Consider the following 13,517-nt stretch of genomic DNA (forward strand, 5'->3'; position numbering starts at 1 on the left):
GCGCACGTCCTACCTGTACTTCCTGAGTTCGCTTTTGGCCAACGACATCCGGTGCACCTCGTCGGGTCCGTCGGCCAGCCGCAGCGTGCGGGCCTGGGCCCACAGCTCGGCCAGCGGGTAGTCCTGGCTGACGCCACCCGCTCCGTGCGCCTGGATCGCCTTGTCCAGCACCCATTCGGCCATCAGCGGCGTGCCGATCTTGATGGCCTGGATCTCGGTGTGCGCGCCCTTGTTGCCGACGGTGTCCATCAGCCACGCGGTCTTGAGCACCAGCAGCCGGGCCTGTTCGATGCGGACGCGGGATTCGGCGATCCACTCCTGCACCACGCCCTGGCGGGCGATCGGCTTGCCGAACGCGACACGCGCGAGGGCGCGGCGGCACATCAGTTCCAGGGCGCGTTCGGCGATGCCGATCAGCCGCATGCAGTGGTGGATGCGGCCGGGGCCGAGGCGGGCCTGGGCGATCGCGAAGCCCTCGCCCTCGCCGGCGATGAGGTTCTCGGCGGGCACGCGGACGTCGTCGAACACGATCTCGGCGTGGCCGCCGTGGGAGGCGTCGGTGTAGCCGAACACGTGCATTCCGCGCTCTACGCGCACCCCGGGGGTGTCGCGGGGCACGAGCACCATGGCCTGTTGGCGGTGGCGTTCGGCGTCGGGGTCGGTCTTGCCCATGACGATGAACACGGCGCAGTCGGGGTTCATCGCGCCGGAGGACCACCACTTGCGGCCGTTGATCACGTAGTGGTCGCCGTCGCGTTCGATGCGGGTGGCGATGTTGGTGGCGTCGGAGGAGGCGACGTCGGGTTCGGTCATGCAGAACGCGGAGCGGATCTCGCCGTCGAGCAGCGGCCGGAGCCACTGCTCGCGCTGCCGCTCGGTGCCGAACATGGCCAGCACCTCCATGTTGCCGGTGTCCGGCGCGGCGCAGTTGAGCGCTTCGGGCGCGAGGTGCGGGCTGCGGCCGGTGATCTCGGCCAGCGGCGCGTACTGGAGGTTGGTCAGGCCGGCGCCGTGCTCGGGGTCGGGCAGGAACAGGTTCCACAGGCCCTGGCGGCGCGCTTCGGCCTTGAGGTCCGCCAGGACGGCGGGGCGGGCCCACGGGTCGGCGGCGTCGGCGAGTTGCGCGGCGGCGACGGGTTCGGCCGGGTACACGAACTCGTCCATGAACCGCAGCAGCCGGGCGCGCAGTTCCTCGGTGGTGGCGTCGTAGCCGAAGTCCATCAGTTCTCCCCTGTGGTCGCGGCGAGTCCCTGCCGGACCAGCGGCAGGGTGAGTCGGCCGATCCGGTCGAATCCCGCCCCGACCGTCTTGCCGGTGGTGAAGCGGTAGTGGATGCCTTCGAGGATCACGGCGAGCTTGAAGTAGGCGAACGCGGTGTACCAGCCGAGTCCGGAGACGTCCGCGCCGCTGCGCGCGGCGTAGCGGCGCACGAGGTCGTCGGCGGAGGCGAAGCCGGGCAGGGCGGACACGGTGCCGGTGATCGGGTCGTCGGCCAGGCCGAGCCCGGTCCAGTAGACGCACAGCAGGCCGAGGTCGGCCAGCGGGTCGCCCAGGGTGGCCATCTCCCAGTCCAGGACCGCGCTGATGCCGGGCGGGTCGTCGGTGACCAGGACGTTGTCCAGCCGGTAGTCGCCGTGCACGATCGTGGCGCGCCGGGAGTCGGGCACGGTGGCCGCGAGCCGGTCGCGCAGGTCGTCGATGCCGGGCAGGTCGCGGCTGCGCGAGGACTCCAGCTGCTTGCCCCAGCGGGCGACCTGGCGGCGCAGGAACCCGTCGGGGCGGCCGAAGTCGCCCAGGCCGACCGCGTCCGGGTCCACGGCGTGCAGGTCGACCAGCACGTCGACCAGCCGGTCCGAGAGCGCGGCGGCCTTGTCCGGGGTCAGCCACGGGCACTGGTCGCGGTGCCGCAGCGCGACGCCGGGCATCTCCCGCATGAGGTAGAACGGCGCGCCGAGCACGTCGGGGTCGGTGCACAGGTGCTCGGTGCGCGGCACCGGGACGGCGGTGTCGGCCAGGGCGGTGATGACGCGGTGTTCGCGGGCCATGTCGTGCGCGGTGGCCAGCACGTGGCCCAGCGGCGGGCGGCGCAGCACCCAGCGGGAGGTGCCGTCGGTGACCCGGTAGGTCAGGTTGGACCGGCCGCCGGGGACGAGTTCGGCGGTCAGCGGCGGGGTGCCGAGGTGGCCGGCCAGCCGGTCGAGGTCCAGGCCGGGCAGGGCGGTCACGCGGCGGCTCCCAGCAGTGCGGCGAGGACGGCGCGGGTGGACGCGGCGTCGGTGTGCCGGTGGGCGTGCAGGCCGGCGGCGCGCGCTCCGTCGACGTTGGCGGGGGCGTCGTCGAAGAACACGCAGCGGTGCGCGGGCAGGCCGATGGCGTCGAGGGTGTGGGCGAAGATGCGCGGGTCGGGTTTGCGCAGTCCGATCCGGCCGCTGATGACCGTGGTGTCGAACAGTTCCAGCAGCAGGTCCTCGGGGTAGCCCTCGCCCCAGCTGTTGGACAGCAGCACCGTCCGCAGGCCCTGTCGGCGCAGGTCGCGGACGAGGTCGACCATCGCCGGGTCGGGTCGGGCGGCGCCGAACATGCGGCGCAGCAGGTCGTCCGGGGGGATCGCCGGGCCGCCGGGGGCGCGCAGCTCGGCGGCGAGCAGGCGTTCGAACTCGGCGACCGGCAGGTGGCCGGTCTCCAGCCGGAACACCGGGTTGTCGGGCGCGGCGTCGCGGCCCATCCAGGTGCGCATGGTCGCGCCGTAGCGCTCGCGGTCGATGTTCTCGCGGTGCAGCCAGTCCTCGATGAAGGTGGGCACGGACACGGTGAGCACGCCGCCCCAGTCCAGCACCACCGCGTCGATCCGCCGCTCGGTCTCTGCCACGCGCCGAGGGTACCGACCGGTCGGTATGCGGGCAACCGCGACCTCGGGCCCGAACGGTGCCCGCCGGATCGGGCCGTCGGTGGGAATCCGGTCGAAACCCGGTCCGGGGCGGCCGGTCGGGGAGCAGACTGCCCGGCATGGTCGACATCTCGGGACTGCGCAATCCGTACGACTACGCCAACCCGGTGCGCGCCGACGAGTGCTTCGCCGGGCGCGGCGCGGAACTGGCCAAGATCGACTACGTGCTGGAGCAGGCGGGCGTGGACCGGCCGGTCGGGTACCTGGCGCTGTACGGCAGGCGGGCGGCGGGCAAGACCAGCCTGCTGAACATGACCGGGAAGCTGGCGGCCGACCGGGGCTACCTGGCCGTGCGGGTCAACCTCGTGCCCGCCCAGGCCGACCCGGCGCGGTTCTTCGCCACGGTGTACGAGGAGCTGATCGGCGCGGTCGCGGCGGCGTGCGACCTGGCGGGCCCGGACGGCCGGAAGATCACGCCGCGCGTGGTCCGCCGGATCGTCGAGGGCGGGCCGGTGGCCGAGGACTTCCCGCTGGAGTTCCCGGAGAACCTGGCCCACGCGCTCGGCGGCGGGCACCTGTCGGAGATGGCGCTGCGCAACGACCTCGTGCACCTGGGAGGGCTGGTCGGCAGGCCCGTCGTGCTGCTGGTGGACGAGGCGCAGCTGATCGCCGACCGGCCCGACGCGCTGTCGCTGCTGCGCACGCTCGGGATGCGGCTGACCGGGTACGTGCTGGTGCTGGCGGGCACGACGGAGCTGGTCGAGCAGATCAACGAGGTGTTCGACTTCCTGCTGCGGCAGTTCGAGTTCGTCAAGGTCGAGCGGTTCACCGAGACCTCCGAGGTGTTGCAGTGCATGACGCTGTCGCTTGAAGCCGCCGGGCTCACCGCCACGAGCTGCTTCCGGTCACTCGTCGACGACGTGGCGGGCGACCTGATGCGGCTCACCGACGGCAACCCGTACGAGATCCAGTTGTTCTGCCACGTCATGTTCACCCGCTGGCAGACCGGTGCCACCGACCGGATGGACCTGACCGCCGAGGCCATCGACGACGTGCAGTCGACGCTCGACGTCGCCGGCAGGGACTCCGACCGCCCGCTGGTGATCGCGGTCCGCAAGATGCCCGACGACGAACTGCTGGCGCTCAACACCTGGTGCTCCTCGTTGGAGCACGCCACGGTGGACGAGATCCGGTTCGCCTGCCGGGTGTCCGGTCTGGTCGACCTGGAGGTCGGGGCCCTGAACCGCTACCTCGACAAGTTCATCGACGACGGCCTGGTCGAACTGGTCAACAACCGGGTCCGGCTGATCGGCGACTCCGCCGAGCACATCTACGCCCGGTTGTCCGCGGTGCAGCGGCTGGGCGCGCGGGCCCCCATCCTGATCAGCGGGATCGGGTTCGCGAATCTGCTCACCGGCGAACTCGGCGACCTGGTGCTCCACTGCGTGTCCGGTGATCCGCGCTGGGTGCTGCGCACCTGCTGCGCGTCCATGTCGCAGGACGAACTCGACCAAGGTCTGCTCGACCTGCGCGAGCTGCCTTCCGACCGCAAACCCAACCACACGGTCGAGTTCCTCCACGAGGCCGTGCTCGACGCCGACGTGCCGCAGGCCCTGCACCTGACCACCGTCACGTGCTCCTACGGCCAGACGACGGCCGTCCGGTGGGCCTGCCGCGCCGCGTCCGACGAGTTCGACCTGGGCGACCAGCCCCTCTTCGTGGCGGCCCGGCAGCGGATCACCGAACTCGGCGGAACGCTGGGCGCCCACCGCACCACGATCCCGATCGGGCCGATGACCGAGGTCGTGGACTGGTTGGTCGACCGCTTCGCCGACACCGGCGCGCGTCACCGCATGGCCCACCGCCACAACTCGGCGGCACTGGCCAAGTACGGGGAGGGGGACACCGGTCAGGCTTTCACGCACCTGGACGCCGCATTCAGGATGGACCGCCAGTGGCAGTCCGCGAACAACCTGGCGTACCTGAAGCTCCAGGCGGGCGAGTACCCCGACGCCCGCGCCTGGGCGTTGCGCGCGGCGGAACTCGACAAGAGCGCCCCGCACCTCGCGCTGAGCCGGTACAACGCCGGGGTCGCCGCCGTACTGATGGGCGAATGGGCCGATGCGCGCGCCCTGCTCGCCCAAGCCGGGGCGGACCTGGAGCACCGCTCGCCCTTCGACGACGAGCACGCGACCTTCGCCTACCTGATGGTCCTGTCCTACGACGGGCGCGTGCTGGTGCGGGAGGAGCGGGACGCCCCGTTGGCCGACGCCATCACCCGGGCCCGTGACGTGGTCGACCTCGTCGACCTCGCCGGCCGGGTGGGCGACTCAAGCTGAGCGGACCCCCTGCTCGGCGGGGTTGAACCCGGCCGGCCACCGGGTCGACGCGTCCGCCGTCGCCGCCGACAGCAGCGCGTCCGCCAGGCTCGCGGCGCGCAGGTCGGCACCCGACAGATCGGCCCGTCGCAGGTCGGTCCGGGTGAGATCGGCGCCCCTCAGCACGGCTCCGCGCAGGTTGGCGTCGGACAGGTCCGCGCCGCTCAGCACGGCGTCGCCCAGCCGCGCCCCGGGCAGCCTCGCGCCCGCCAGCCGGGTTCCCGCCAGGTCGACGCCGACCGTCCAGTCCCGCCGGACCAGCACCCGCAACCCGGCCACCACGTCGCGCGGCAGCTCGCCGGTGTCCGGCGCGCCGTCGCGCACGAAGGCCGACAGGATCTCCGCGATCCTCGGCCGCTCGGCCGGGTCGTCGTCGGCGATGCGGTCCATGGCGTAGACGCCGCCCAGGCGCAGCGCGAGCGCGTCCTCCTTGGCCAGCTGCTCGACGGCCTTCGCGAACGCCTCGGTCACGGCGACCCGCCGCCCGACGCGCTGCTGCCCCCGCGCGACGAGCATCTGCCGCCACGCCGTGACCGCGCCGAACACCAGCAGGATCCCGCCGACGGCTTGGAGCAGCGCGGTGCGCAGCGCGGCCTCGGCCAGCACGTGCTCGTTCGGGGACAGTCGCGCCGATGACGACGAGAAGCCCAGCAGCCACGGCGGGAGCGGGCCGAACGACACCGCGACCACCGTCACCAGAGCCGCCGCCACCAGGCCGAGCAGCGCCCAGCCGATCATCCGTAACACGCCCATGGGCAACGGACCCTACCGACCGTCGCCCGGTCCCGGCGCGGCACGTTCTGCGTGCTCCCGACCGTCGGCAGCGGGCCGCCGGGGGTGGTGCCGGCGACGCGCCCCGAATGCCGTGAAACGCGATCGGCGCATTCCTGTCGCGAAATGTGAATGACGTGTTCGCGTTTGACCGGTATGGTTTTCTTGGATTCATGGGTCCTATTCTCGTGACGGGTGCGACGGGCACCGTGGGCGGCAGTGTGGTGCGGCAGTTGCGGGCGGCCGGGGTCGAGGTGCGGGCGCTGACCCGTGACCCCTCGGCCGCACGGCTGCCGGCCGGGGTCGAGGTGGTGGCGGGCACGTTCGCGGAACCGTCGTCGCTGGTACCGGCGTTGCGCGGGGTGTCCCGGGTACACCTGGTGTCGATGGACGGCGACGGGCCGCAGATCGTGGACGCGCTGGTCCGGGCGGGTGTGGAGCGGGTGACGCACCTGGGCCACGACGACCCGTCACGGCCCGACGACGACCCGTTCGAGTCGTGGCACCGGGTGTTCCGGAAAGCGATCGAGGCGTCCGGGATGGCGTGGACGCACCTGTTCCCCGGCGAATTCATGGCGAACACCCGGGAATGGGCTCCGTCGGTGCGGGCGGAGAGCGTCGTGCGGGCGCCGTTCGGGGGCTGGTCGACGGCGCTGGTGCACGAGGACGACATCGCGGCCGTCGCGGTGCGGGCGCTGCTGGAGGACGGCCACGCGGGCCGCACCTACCGGCCGACCGGCCCGGAGCCGGTGGTGCGGCGGGACGCGGCGCGGCTGATCGGCGAGGCGGTGGGCCGCCCGGTCCGGTTCGAGGAGTTGACGCCCGACCAGGCTCGGGAGCACTGGCGCGACCGCTACCCGCCCGAGGTCGTGGAGTGGTTGCTGGAGCTGGGCGGGCAGGCCGACGGGATGGGCTGGGTGTCGCCGGACGTCCCGGCGGTGCTGGGCCGGCCCGGCCTGACCTACGCCCGGTGGGCGCGCGACCACGCCGCCGAGTTCGCCTAGGCCGGGCCCGGCACGTCCGCACCTGCCTCGTCCGGGGCGGGGCGGGCGTTGCGCAGCCGGATCCCGCTGAACCGCAGGGTGCGGCCGACGACGTCGTCCCAGAACGGCCACAGGTTGGTCCGCACCCGCAGCTCGATGCCCGCCCGCTCGTGCAGCTCGAACAGGTCGCCGACGCGCTCGGGCGGCCCCAGCGGGACGACCGGGCGGGTGGCGACCACGGCGCTGTCGCCGAAGGGCCGGAACCCGGCGGCGTCGAACCGGTAGGCGTAGAGGGCGGCGGTGCGGATGCGGGCGAGCCAGCCGTACTCGACGGCGTGCACCCGCCGCGCGCCCAGCCACGCCCGGTCCTCCGGCGTGCTGTCGGGGCCGGCCCAGGCCATCGCGCGCGGGCAGTCGCGCGGGAACCAGTAGGCGGGCGCGAGGTCGTGGTCCACCGCCCACACGTACGCCTCGGGTTGGCGCGCGGTCGCGGCGACGTGCGGTTCGAACCGGGTGATCGCGGGGTCTTCGGAGAAGTGCAGCACTTCGCCTGGTGCGGGGCGCATGGCGGCAGTCTCGCCGAACCGGGGACGCCCGGTCGACCGGAATCCCGCCGGCGCGGACAACCCGCCGGTGGCGTCCCCCGACGCGTCCCGCCGCCACCTGCCACAGTAGGCCGGTGATCGGGGACTACGAGACCGTGCGCGAGGCGGTCGACGGCGAGGGTGACGTGCTGGCGGCGCTGGAGCTGCTGCGGCGGTTGAAGGCGGAGCTGACCGGGTGGGAGCCCCGGCTGATCGAGGCGGCCCGCGCGCAGGGCACGAGCTGGGCGCGGCTGGCCCCGGCGCTGGGCGTGGCCAGCCGGCAGGCGGCGGAGCGCCGCTACCTGCGGCTGCGCCAGGACCTGGGCGACACGGCCGAGGGCCGGGTGCGGGCGGAGCGGGACCGGCGGGCCGGCGAGCGGGCGGTGGCGGCCTGGGCGCGGGAGCACGCCGGGTCGCTGCGGGACCTGGGCGGCCGGGTGGCGGTGGTGGACGTGCTGGTGCGCGAGGCGCTGGAGTCGGACGACGCGGCGGCGCTGCTGGGCCCGCTGACCGGCGCGGCGGACCGGGTCGCCGATCCGGGGCTGGCCGCGGAGATCCGGGCGGTCGCGGCGCAGGCGGAGCAGGCCCGTCGCAGGTGAGGTGCCCGCCCCCGGTCCCGCTGCGGCGCAACGTGGTGGCGGCCCGTCGCGGATCCGGCGGTGTGCCCCGAGGGTAGCGCTGGTCGAGGGAACGCGGATCAACCGATCGGTGGGCGCGCGGTCAACCTTCTCCCGACGCGATCCGGTCCTTTCGCCGATTCTGCCGCCTCCGCGAGGCTGCCAGGGTTGACGGGATCGAACCATCGACAGGGGGAGTGTGATGGGGTTTCCCAAGCGTGCCACGGCGTTGGTCGCGGTGGCGTCGTCGGTCGCCCTGCTGGGGGCCGGGGCCACCGCGGCCTCGCCCCGGCGGGACGGCGACTGGGCCACGTGGCAGAAGGACGCGGCCGGGTCGCGGCACAACGCGGCCGAGTGGCGGATCACGCCGCAGAACGTGAAGAACCTCAAGCTCAAGTGGGCGTTCGCCTACGAGAAGTCCGAGGCGCCGGTGCGCAGCCAGCCGGCGATCGTGGACGGCGTCGCCTACTTCGGCGGGCCGGACGGCAGGTTCTACGCCCGTGACGCGCGGACCGGCGCGCAGCGGTGGACCACGGACCTGCCCGAGGTCGCGCCCGGCGCGCGCCCGGCGATCCCGTGGGACGGGCCGGCCGTGGCCGACGGCCGGATCTACTTCGGCGACCTGCGCGGCTACGTCTACTCACTCGACCAGCGCACCGGGCGGGTGGTGTGGGTCAAGCAGGTCGACGCGCACCCGGCGGCGACGGTGACCAGTTCGCCGATCGTGCACGACGGGAAGGTCTACATCGGCACGTCCAGCGCCGAGAACGTCGACAGCGAGACCGATCCCGCCCGCGCGTACCCGTGCTGCACGTTCCGCGGCCACGTCGACGCGCTCGACGCGCGCACCGGCGAGCTGGTGTGGCGGCACTACACGGTGCCCGAGCCGCAGGCGGTGGGCACGTGGCCGTCGGGCGCGACCCGCTACGAGCCGTCCGGGGCGGGCGTGTGGTCCTCGCCGACCATCGACGTGCGCACCGGCACGCTCTACGTGGGCACCGGGCAGAACTACACGGGCAGCGCGGGCGACTTCGACACGCTGCTGGCGCTGGACGTGCGATCCGGCGCGGTGAAGTGGCGCAACCAGGTGACCAAGGCCGACACGTGGCGGGGTCTGTGCAACGACCCGACCTCGCAGGGCTGGTGCCCGGGCCTGGGCACCGGGTCGGCGCTGGACTACGACATCGGCGCGACGCCGAACCTGTTCACCGTCAACGGCCGCAAGCTGGTCGGCGTCGGCCAGAAGGTCGGCGTCTACCACGTGTTCGACGCGACGACCGGCGAGGTCGTGTGGCGTCGGCAGCTCGGCGTCCCGCTGCCCGGCGGCGGCATCTCCGGCATCCAGTGGGGCAGCAGCTTCGACGGGCAGCGGCTCTACATCGCGACCTACTTCGCCGACCCGGGCAAGCTGTTCGCGCTGGACCCGGCCACCGGCCGGGTGCTGTGGGAGACGCCGAACCCGGAGGACGGCTGCACCACCGGCGGCGCGGCGGAGCACCCCGAGGTGTGCAGCCGGGCGCACGGCCCGGCGGTCTCGTCGAGCCCCGGCGTGGTGTACGAGGGCAGCAACGACGGCAAGCTGCGCGCCTACTCGGCGCACACCGGCCGGGTGCTGTGGACCTTCGACACGGTCCGCGACTTCGCCGGCGTGAACGGGCGGCCCGGCCGGGGCGGCGCGATCTCCGGCGGCGGCGGTGGCGCGGTGATCGCCAACGGGATGGTGTACGTGCAGGCCGGGTACTGGCCCGCCTACCCCAACCCGGACGGCAGCGTGCTGCTGGCCTTCGGGCTCTGACCCGCCCGGACGGTCAGGCGGGGTAGGTCCGGCGCAGGAACGACACCGTGAGGTCCCACGCGGCGGCCGCCGCGGTCGGGTGGTGGAACATCGGCGCGACGTGGTTGTGGAACGCGTGGCCCGCGTCCTCCTGGACGTGGATCTCCGCTCCCTCGTGCGCGCCGACCGCGTCCACCACCCGCTGCACGGCCGCGCGCGGGATGTAGGGGTCGCGTCCGCCGAAGTGGAACTGGATCGGGCAGCCCACCCGGGGCAGGGCGTCGATCCGCTCGGGCACGGTGGAGCCGTAGAACGACACGGCGACGTCGGGGTCGCCGGCCACGGCGGCGCCGTAGGCCAGCGAGCCGCCCAGGCAGAACCCGAGCACCCCGGCCCGGCCGCGGTCCCGGCGCAGCGCGTCGAGCACGGCCAGCACGTCGGTGACGCCGAGCGCGGGGTCGAACCGGCCGGAGACCTCCATCGACGCGGCCAGACCGGCCTCGTCGTGACCGGACGACCAGCCGGGCGCGACCCGCCAGAACAGGTCCGGGACGGCGACGGCGTAGCCGAGCGCGGCGAGGTCCGCGGCGACCGACCTGAGGTAGTCGTCGAGCCCGAAGATCTCCTGGACCAGCACCAACCCCGGCCCGCTGCCCGTCGCGGGCAGCCACACGGGCGCGTCGAACGCGCCGTCCCCGACCTCGATCTTCACGACACCACGGATACCACACCGGCGTCGGCGTCCAGCAGCATGGGCACGCCCAGCGGCACGGTGTGCTGGCCCGCGCAGTGCCCGAACCGGACCGAGCCGAGCACCGGCACGCCCAGCCCGCCCAGCCGGTCCCACAGCACCGCGTCCACGACCTCGGCCGGGCCGCACCCGCTCCAGGAGCCGAGCACGATCCCGGCGACCCGGTCGAACCAGCCCTCCCGCAGCAGGTCGGTGAGCAGCCGGTCCAGCCGGTAGGGGTCCTCGCCGACGTCCTCCAGCCACGCGATCGCCCCGTCCGGCGGCGGCGAGCGCAGCAGGCTCACGGTGCCGCCCACGGCGGTCCCCCGCGCCGTCCCGCCGACCACGGTCGTGCCGCGGAAGACCGCCGGTTCGCCGAACAGGGCGCGGCGCAGCCGTTCGCGCGCGGTCGGGTCGTGCACGAACGCCGCGGAGGCGACCATCGGCCCGAACCAGGTCGGCACCCCGGCCCGCCACAGCGGTTCGTGCAGCACGGTGATGTCGCTGGAGCCGACGAACACCTTCGGCGCGCGGGCGGCGGCCTCCCAGTCGAGGAGGTCGACGATCCGCCGGCTGCCGTACCCGCCGCGCGCGCACACCACGGCGGCCACGTCCGGGTCGTGCCACGCCTCGCGCAGGTCGGCGGCCCGGTCGGCGTCGGTGCCGGCCAGGTGCGGCAGGTCGGGGTGCACGTCCAGGGCGTGCGGCGCGATCCGCACGTCCAGTCCCCAGGTGGTCAGCCAGGCGACCCCGGCGTGCAGCAGCCCGGCCGGCACGGGGCCGGCCGGGCTGACCACGGTCACGCGGTCGCCCGCCCGCAGCGGGCGCGGTGTCACGTGCGCAGCTCCAGCACGGGGACGCCGGCGGGCACGAACCCGAACACCTGCCCGTAGAACGACAGCTCGGCCTCCAGCGCGGCCACGATCGACTCGGCCTTGCGGAACCCGTGCTGCTCGCCCTCGAAGGTCAGGTAGGCGTGCGGGATGCCGGTGCCGTCCAGGGCCTCGACGAACCGGTCGGCCTGCTCGGGCGGGCAGATCTCGTCCTCCAGGCCCTGCAGCAGCAGCACCGGTCCGTTGAGCCGGTCCACCCGGTTGGACGGGGACCGCTCGGCGTAGCGCTCGGCGGTCTCCGGCCACGCCCCGACCAGGCCCTCGACGTAGCGGGACTCGAAGTCGTGGGTCTCGCCGCCGTCGCCGGTCCAGCCGCGCAGGTCCAGGATCGGGAACGCGACCATGCCGCACCGGTAGGTCTTGACGGTGGTCATCGACGCCGCCGAGGTCCAGCCGCCGGCGGAGCCGCCCCGGATGCCCAGCCGCGCGCCGTCGGCGGTGCCCTCGTCGGCCAGCGCCTGCGCGACCGCGGCGCAGTCGTTGACGTCGACCACGCCCCACTGCTCGCGCAGCCGCTCGCGGAACGCCCGGCCGTAGCCGGTGGAGCCGCCGTAGTTGACCGACACGACACCGACGCCGCGGCTGGTGAAGTAGGCGATGTCGACGTCGAGCACGGGCGCGGACCGGCCGGTGGGGCCGCCGTGGACGTGCACCACGTAGGGCGGGCGCTCGTCGTCGGGCCCGGCGAACCCGGGGTTGGTGGGCGGGTAGACGTAGGCCGGGACGTCCTGCCCGTCCGGGCCGGTGAACACCCGCTGCTCGGGCACCGGCAGGTAGTCGGCGGGCGGCAGCGACGCGGGCGGCTCGGTGAGCCGGGTCAGCTCGCCGGTGGACAGGTCGAGGGTGACCACGGTGGCCTCCTCGCGCGGCCCGGACGCGCCGGAGACCACGACCCCGCCGTACACGGCCAGGTGCGCCTGCCACACCGGCAGGTCGACCTCGACGTCGGTCACCGTGCCGCTGCGCTCGTCGAGCACGGCCAGCGCGCCGGAGCGCAGCACCAGGTAGCGGCCCTGGTCGAGGGCCGCGAACCAGCGGTTGCCCAGCCGCCACATCGGGCCGCCGAGTTCCTCCTGGCAGGGCGCGAGGTTCCGCTTCGTCCCGTCCAGCGAGATCCGGAACAGGTTCCACCAGCCGTCGGGGTCGGTCAGCGCGAGCAGGTCGCGGCCTTCCCACTCGACCTGGCAGACCGCTTCGCGCGGCCCGCCGGCGAGCACCCGGTGGGTGTCGGAGCCGACCTCGGCGACGCACAGCTCCGTGCCGTCCCACGGCATGTCGGGGTGGTTCCAGCCGATCCACGCGAAGTGGGTGCCGTCCGGCGACAGCCGGGGGCCGGACATGAAGTGGTGGCTGGCGGCGAGCACGCGCGGCCCGGACCCGTCGACCGGCAGCGCCACCAGGTCGCGGCGGACGTCGGTGCGGGCGTCGCCGGTGACGGTCTCGCGCACGCACCACACCTCGCCGGCGGGCCCGGCGGTGAGGTCGGCGTAGCGGACGCCGTGCCGGCGCCCGGGTTCGGGGCTGATCGGCACCGGGTCGGGGTCGTCCGGGTCGAACAGGTAGACGCGCTGGTCGTCCCAGTTGGTGAACGCGACGCGTTCACCCTCCGGTGTGTCCAGCACCACCCACGGCCGCCCGCCGTACTCGTGCACGCGGTTGCGCGCGTTCCACGGCGGCGGCAGCAGGTCCTGTCCGTCGCGCACCAGCGCGACCCGGCCGCCCTGCGCGGGGCGTCCCTCGGCCCACCAGACCCGACCCCGGTGCAGGTCGACCCAGTGCAGGCCGCCACCGGCGGCGGCCGCGTCGGCCGCCCCGATGGGCGATGTCCATGTTCCGTACGGTGCGATCTTCACCACGGACGCGACCCTAGTACCCGTCCCGCCGGGCCGGTCAGCGCCGA

12 protein-coding genes are annotated in these 13,517 nt (G+C 74.1%); 4 read left to right on the forward strand and 8 right to left on the reverse strand.

Translation table 11 applies throughout. The features are described from left to right. Positions 1-9 precede the first annotated feature (9 nt). The 3 genes from AC0HI0_RS11555 to AC0HI0_RS11565 are packed head-to-tail and all read right to left on the reverse strand — an operon-like array spanning position 10 to position 2,869. On the reverse strand, positions 10-1,221 hold the full coding sequence (locus tag AC0HI0_RS11555; RefSeq protein WP_480932305.1) for an acyl-CoA dehydrogenase family protein: 1,212 nt from the start codon (positions 1,219-1,221) through the stop codon (positions 10-12). After that, positions 1,221-2,225: a phosphotransferase family protein gene (locus AC0HI0_RS11560; protein WP_480932306.1), complete on the reverse strand. Its 1,005-nt coding sequence runs from the start codon at positions 2,223-2,225 to the stop codon at positions 1,221-1,223. The genes AC0HI0_RS11555 and AC0HI0_RS11560 overlap by 1 nt, the downstream gene beginning before the upstream one ends. Beyond that, the gene (locus AC0HI0_RS11565; protein WP_480932307.1) at positions 2,222-2,869 is read right to left on the reverse strand and encodes an HAD family hydrolase; all 648 of its coding nucleotides are present in this window, start codon (positions 2,867-2,869) and stop codon (positions 2,222-2,224) included. The genes AC0HI0_RS11560 and AC0HI0_RS11565 overlap by 4 nt, the downstream gene beginning before the upstream one ends. Before the next feature lie 137 nt (positions 2,870-3,006). On the opposite strand from AC0HI0_RS11565, the gene AC0HI0_RS11570 reads away from it, so the two are divergent. Further along, positions 3,007-5,226, forward strand: coding sequence for a tetratricopeptide repeat protein (locus AC0HI0_RS11570; protein ID WP_480932308.1), 2,220 nt, complete (start codon positions 3,007-3,009; stop codon positions 5,224-5,226). Here AC0HI0_RS11570 and AC0HI0_RS11575 read toward each other — a convergent pair. Continuing rightward, a complete protein-coding gene (locus AC0HI0_RS11575; protein ID WP_480932309.1) occupies positions 5,218-6,018 on the reverse strand; it encodes a pentapeptide repeat-containing protein in 801 nt (266 codons plus the stop codon). The genes AC0HI0_RS11570 and AC0HI0_RS11575 overlap by 9 nt on opposite strands. A 191-nt stretch (positions 6,019-6,209) precedes the next feature. Between AC0HI0_RS11575 and AC0HI0_RS11580 the strand changes: the two genes are divergently transcribed. Beyond that, positions 6,210-7,040 carry an NmrA family NAD(P)-binding protein gene (locus AC0HI0_RS11580; RefSeq protein WP_480932310.1) on the forward strand — a complete coding sequence of 277 codons (831 nt, stop codon included), beginning with the start codon at positions 6,210-6,212 and terminating at the stop codon, positions 7,038-7,040. On the opposite strand, the gene AC0HI0_RS11585 is transcribed toward AC0HI0_RS11580, so the two are convergent. Then, positions 7,037-7,585: a DUF6886 family protein gene (locus AC0HI0_RS11585; protein ID WP_480932311.1), complete on the reverse strand. Its 549-nt coding sequence runs from the start codon at positions 7,583-7,585 to the stop codon at positions 7,037-7,039. The genes AC0HI0_RS11580 and AC0HI0_RS11585 overlap by 4 nt on opposite strands. A 113-nt stretch (positions 7,586-7,698) precedes the next feature. Between AC0HI0_RS11585 and AC0HI0_RS11590 the strand changes: the two genes are divergently transcribed. Both AC0HI0_RS11590 and AC0HI0_RS11595 read left to right on the forward strand, forming a co-directional pair. Continuing rightward, on the forward strand, positions 7,699-8,202 hold the full coding sequence (locus AC0HI0_RS11590; RefSeq protein ID WP_480932312.1) for a hypothetical protein: 504 nt from the start codon (positions 7,699-7,701) through the stop codon (positions 8,200-8,202). Positions 8,203-8,422: 220 nt separating this feature from the next. Next, complete coding sequence (locus AC0HI0_RS11595) at positions 8,423-10,015, forward strand: outer membrane protein assembly factor BamB family protein (protein WP_480932313.1); 1,593 nt, start codon at positions 8,423-8,425, stop codon at positions 10,013-10,015. 13 nt (positions 10,016-10,028) lie between these two features. On the opposite strand, the gene AC0HI0_RS11600 is transcribed toward AC0HI0_RS11595, so the two are convergent. From AC0HI0_RS11600 to AC0HI0_RS11610, 3 genes are read right to left on the reverse strand one after another with little or no spacing between them, the layout of a single operon-like run. Continuing rightward, positions 10,029-10,706 carry a dienelactone hydrolase family protein gene (locus tag AC0HI0_RS11600; protein ID WP_480932314.1) on the reverse strand — a complete coding sequence of 226 codons (678 nt, stop codon included), beginning with the start codon at positions 10,704-10,706 and terminating at the stop codon, positions 10,029-10,031. Then, positions 10,703-11,560: a S66 peptidase family protein gene (locus tag AC0HI0_RS11605; protein WP_480932315.1), complete on the reverse strand. Its 858-nt coding sequence runs from the start codon at positions 11,558-11,560 to the stop codon at positions 10,703-10,705. The genes AC0HI0_RS11600 and AC0HI0_RS11605 overlap by 4 nt, the downstream gene beginning before the upstream one ends. Next, positions 11,557-13,473: a dipeptidyl-peptidase 5 gene (locus tag AC0HI0_RS11610; protein ID WP_480932316.1), complete on the reverse strand. Its 1,917-nt coding sequence runs from the start codon at positions 13,471-13,473 to the stop codon at positions 11,557-11,559. Before AC0HI0_RS11610 ends, AC0HI0_RS11605 begins: the two co-directional genes overlap by 4 nt. Positions 13,474-13,517: the final 44 nt, after the last annotated feature.

The sequence above is a fragment of the Saccharothrix sp. NBAS 001 genome (genome assembly GCF_056640475.1).